Annotated in this window: 1 protein-coding gene and 3 pseudogenes; 3 read left to right on the top strand and 1 reads right to left on the bottom strand. The window is 41.1% G+C overall.

The window, feature by feature from the left end:
* Positions 1-215 precede the first annotated feature (215 nt).
* A pseudogene (locus F891_RS17960) lies at positions 216-411 on the bottom strand (IS3 family transposase); the annotation flags it as partial.
* A 62-nt stretch (positions 412-473) separates the two neighbouring features.
* Between F891_RS17960 and F891_RS15315 the strand changes: the two are divergent.
* From F891_RS15315 to F891_RS15305, 3 genes and pseudogenes are all read left to right on the top strand, one after another.
* Positions 474-776, top strand: a pseudogene (locus F891_RS15315) (transposase); the annotation flags it as partial.
* A 42-nt stretch (positions 777-818) separates the two neighbouring features.
* Positions 819-3,485 carry an excinuclease ABC subunit UvrA gene (locus F891_RS15310; RefSeq protein ID WP_005100732.1) on the top strand — a complete coding sequence of 889 codons (2,667 nt, stop codon included), beginning with the start codon at positions 819-821 and terminating at the stop codon, positions 3,483-3,485.
* A 165-nt stretch (positions 3,486-3,650) separates the two neighbouring features.
* Positions 3,651-3,815, top strand: a pseudogene (locus F891_RS15305) (IS5/IS1182 family transposase); the annotation flags it as partial.

Genomic DNA, 3,815 nt, shown 5'->3' with positions numbered 1-3,815 from the left:
TCTAGCGAGCTACTCTTTGTATCTTTCCATGGTTTCGCATTTTTTCTAGGTGGAATCACCGCATGCCCTTGCCGATCTGCAATGAACCGTACCGGGTTTGTCGGAGACTTTTATTTAAGTTAGGCCACCTGACCTAACGGGTTAATCTTATAATCGTACATTGCTTCAAGCTCAAAAGACGACACATAACTCAGCGCATCAAGCACCATATCTGTATTCTTACCACGCCATACACCTTGTATTTCAAGATTTTGCATCAATCGAGAACTGTATAGCGCGCAATAACATAACTTCTCGTTGCAGTTGTTGCCAGACTTTACGAACGCCATACCGGCCCGAACTTTCTTTCCAAATTCGTTTGATTTGCTTAGCATGATGAAAATCATGTAGATCTCGTTTTGCTCGATGTTCCCTTGCGAAGCGATGCGCTTCTCATCGCAGGAAAGTTGGTCTCCGACAAACCCGGTACGGTTCAGTATCCAAAAATTGGAGAATCCTGGCGGGCAAATTGGGAAAATATCCGAACGATCTTTAGCTATCCTGCTGAAATACGTCATGCGATTTATACAACAAATGCAATTGAATCATTGAATAGCGTGATCCGCCATTCAACTAAAAAGAGAAAGATCTTCTCTTCTGATGATTCAGTGAAAAAGGTCATTTATTTAGCAACTTCAAATGCTGCTAAAAAATGGACCATGCCAATTCAAAATTGGCGTTTAGCAATGAATTGGTTTACGATTCAGTTCGATGATCGATTAAAAGATCATTTATAAAAAATGAGACTTACACAAAATAATTTACAGGCTTGTAGAAACATGAAAATACATTCTTTTGGTGAACACAATAACATTACTTTATCTAATAATTGTATTGAAGTTCGAGGTGCACGTGAGCATAACCTTAAGGATGTAGATGTTTCTATCCCAAGAAATGCACTTGTTGTTTTCTCAGGTGTATCGGGTTCAGGAAAATCATCACTTGCTTTTGGAACTATTTTTGCTGAAGCACAAAGAAGATATTTCGAATCTGTTGCACCTTATGCAAGACGCTTAATAGATCAGGCCGGAGTACCAGATGTTGATGCTATTGATGGTCTACCACCAGCAGTAGCATTGCAACAACAACGTGGTGCAAGTAATACCCGTTCTTCTGTTGGAAGTGTAACAACTTTATCAAGTCTCGTGCGAATGATTTATTCGCGTGCTGGTGCATATCCTGCCGATCAGCCAATGTTATATGCCGAGGACTTTTCACCGAACACTCTTCAAGGTGCTTGTCCTACCTGTCATGGTTTAGGTCACATTTATGAAGTTACAGAATCGACAATGGTTCCTGACCCAACACTCAGTATTCGTGAGAGAGCTATCGCATCATGGCCACCTGCTTGGCACGGGCAAAACTTACGCGATATCCTAGTAACCCTAGGGTATGATGTTGATCGACCATGGAAAGATTTACCGCAATCGGATAGAGACTGGATTTTATTTACTGAAGAAACCCCAACAGTTCCTGTCTATGCTGGTTTAAGCCCCGCTGAGACTCAATCTGCACTTAAACGTAAACTAGAACCCAGCTATATGGGCACTTTCACTGGTGCTCGTCGCTATGTCCTTCATACTTTTGCTAATACCCAAAGTACGTTGATGAAAAAACGTGTTTCACGTTTTATGGAAGGAAAAATATGCCCTTCCTGTCATGGTAAACGCCTTAAACCAGAAGCCTTATCTATTACCTTTGCTGGAGTAGATATTGGTGAGTTTATGCAACTTTCTTTGGATAAGTTAACTTGCCTGCTTGAGCCCATTGTTCTTGGCAATTTCGACGCTCATGATGCTGGAGAAAAGACTAATAATAAAGTAACCCAACTTGATAGATCCGAACGAGCAACAACAGGTAGAGCAGTGCATTCTGTATCTCCAGATGTAAGACGTACGTCAGCACTTTCAGATGAAAAGAAAATTGCTGCCCAGCGTTTAGCAAATGGTGTGGTGGGGCGTTTAAATCAATTACGCCAGTTAGGTCTTGGTTATCTAACATTAGATAGAGCCACACCGACTCTTTCAGCGGGAGAGTTACAACGTTTGCGTTTAGCAACACAATTAAGTTCTATGCTATTTGGTGTAGTTTATGTACTGGATGAACCGTCTGCTGGATTACATCCTTCAGATAGTCAGTCATTATATGATTCTCTCGATAAATTAAGAGACGCTGGAAACTCCGTATTTGTTGTAGAGCATGATTTAGAGCTCATGCGTCGTGCTCAATGGTTAGTGGATGTTGGACCAGATGCAGGAGAGCAAGGTGGTAATATTTTATATAGTGGAGTACCTCAGGGTTTAAGTGAGATTTCAGCTTCACGTACTGCAAGTTATTTATTTAATAAAATCCCAGTTACTCAAAGTTATGGACGTACACCCTCTGGTTGGCTTGAACTTAACAATATTTACCGACATAACCTGCATAATATTGATGCTCGTATACCTCTTGGTGTACTTACAGCAGTTACAGGTATTTCAGGTTCAGGTAAATCTAGTCTCGTTTCTCAAGCTTTACCCGAGTTAGTACTTTCATATTTAGGCAATGAATCTGAAACTGAAAACAATAATGAAAATAATCCGTTAAATGAAGGAATGTTGGTTACCGAGGTTACACAGGGTTCTCTGGCTGGTGATGTGGAGGCTATACAGCGTCTGGTACAGGTTGATCAAAAACCAATTGGCCGTACTCCACGTTCTAATCTGGCAACTTATACGGGTTTATTTGATCATGTTAGAAAGTTATTTGCTGGGACTCCTGAAGCTCGCCAAGCTCATTATGATGCTGGACGTTTTTCGTTTAATGTGGCTAAAGGGCGATGTGAAACTTGTGAAGGTGAAGGCTTTGTCAGTGTAGAATTATTGTTTATGCCAAGTGTATATGCCCCTTGTCCGACATGTCATGGTGCTCGATATAATGATGACACTCTGAAAATTCGCTGGAATGGACGTAATATTGCTGAAGTATTAGGAATGACCGTCAATGAAGCACGTGATTTTTTTGATGGAGAGGTCTCGATTGCTCGTTCACTACAATTATTAAAGGAAATTGGCCTTGGTTATTTACGTTTAGGGCAACCAGCGACTGAACTATCTGGTGGAGAAGCGCAACGTATTAAATTGGCGACCGAGCTGCAACGCAATCAGCGTGGAAATACACTGTATATACTTGATGAGCCAACTACAGGTTTGCATCCATCAGATGTAGATCGATTGTTAGTTCAATTGCAGCGATTAGTCGATGCGGGTAATACCGTGGTTATGATTGAGCATGATATGCGTGCCGTTGCACAAGCAGATTGGGTGATTGATGTGGGACCAGGTGCTGGAAATGCTGGTGGGAATATTGTTGTGGCAGGAACACCAAAACAAATAACAGAAAATCAAGATAGCCGTACTGCTCCATATTTAGTTAATGAGTTAGTGAGTCGTGATACTAAACATTGATATTGCGAGTGGGTAGAATAAAACCTTAAATTAAAAGCCTGTAAAATCAATCAGATATTTTTTGTTTTAGGTGGTGTGTGAGCATGAAATCTAAAATTTTTTTCAACTAAGGGCTTTGTTGCACAAACCTATCTGTAACGGCTTTTTCAGCGATATAATTTTCAAATGAAGAAGCCTACACACAAAATCTACCGCACAACCAATTGGCCCGCATATAACCGAGCACTCATGAGTCGCGGAAATATTGCCATTTGGTTTGATCCTGCTACGCAATGGTATGCGCCATCAAAAGGCAAACAAGGGCGAAATCAAACCTACTCCGACGCAGCC

Origin of the sequence: Acinetobacter sp. CIP 101966 (genome assembly GCF_000369725.1) — a bacterium.
Lineage (GTDB): Bacteria > Pseudomonadota > Gammaproteobacteria > Pseudomonadales > Moraxellaceae > Acinetobacter > Acinetobacter lwoffii_Q.
The sequence above is the reverse complement of the archived record's forward strand: the minus strand, read 5'-3'. Positions and strand labels throughout refer to the sequence as shown.

Coding starts and splice junctions, on each gene's coding strand:
- F891_RS15310 (WP_005100732.1), top strand. CDS start 819: ATGAAAATACATTCTTTTGGTGAACACAATAACATTACTTTATCTAAT.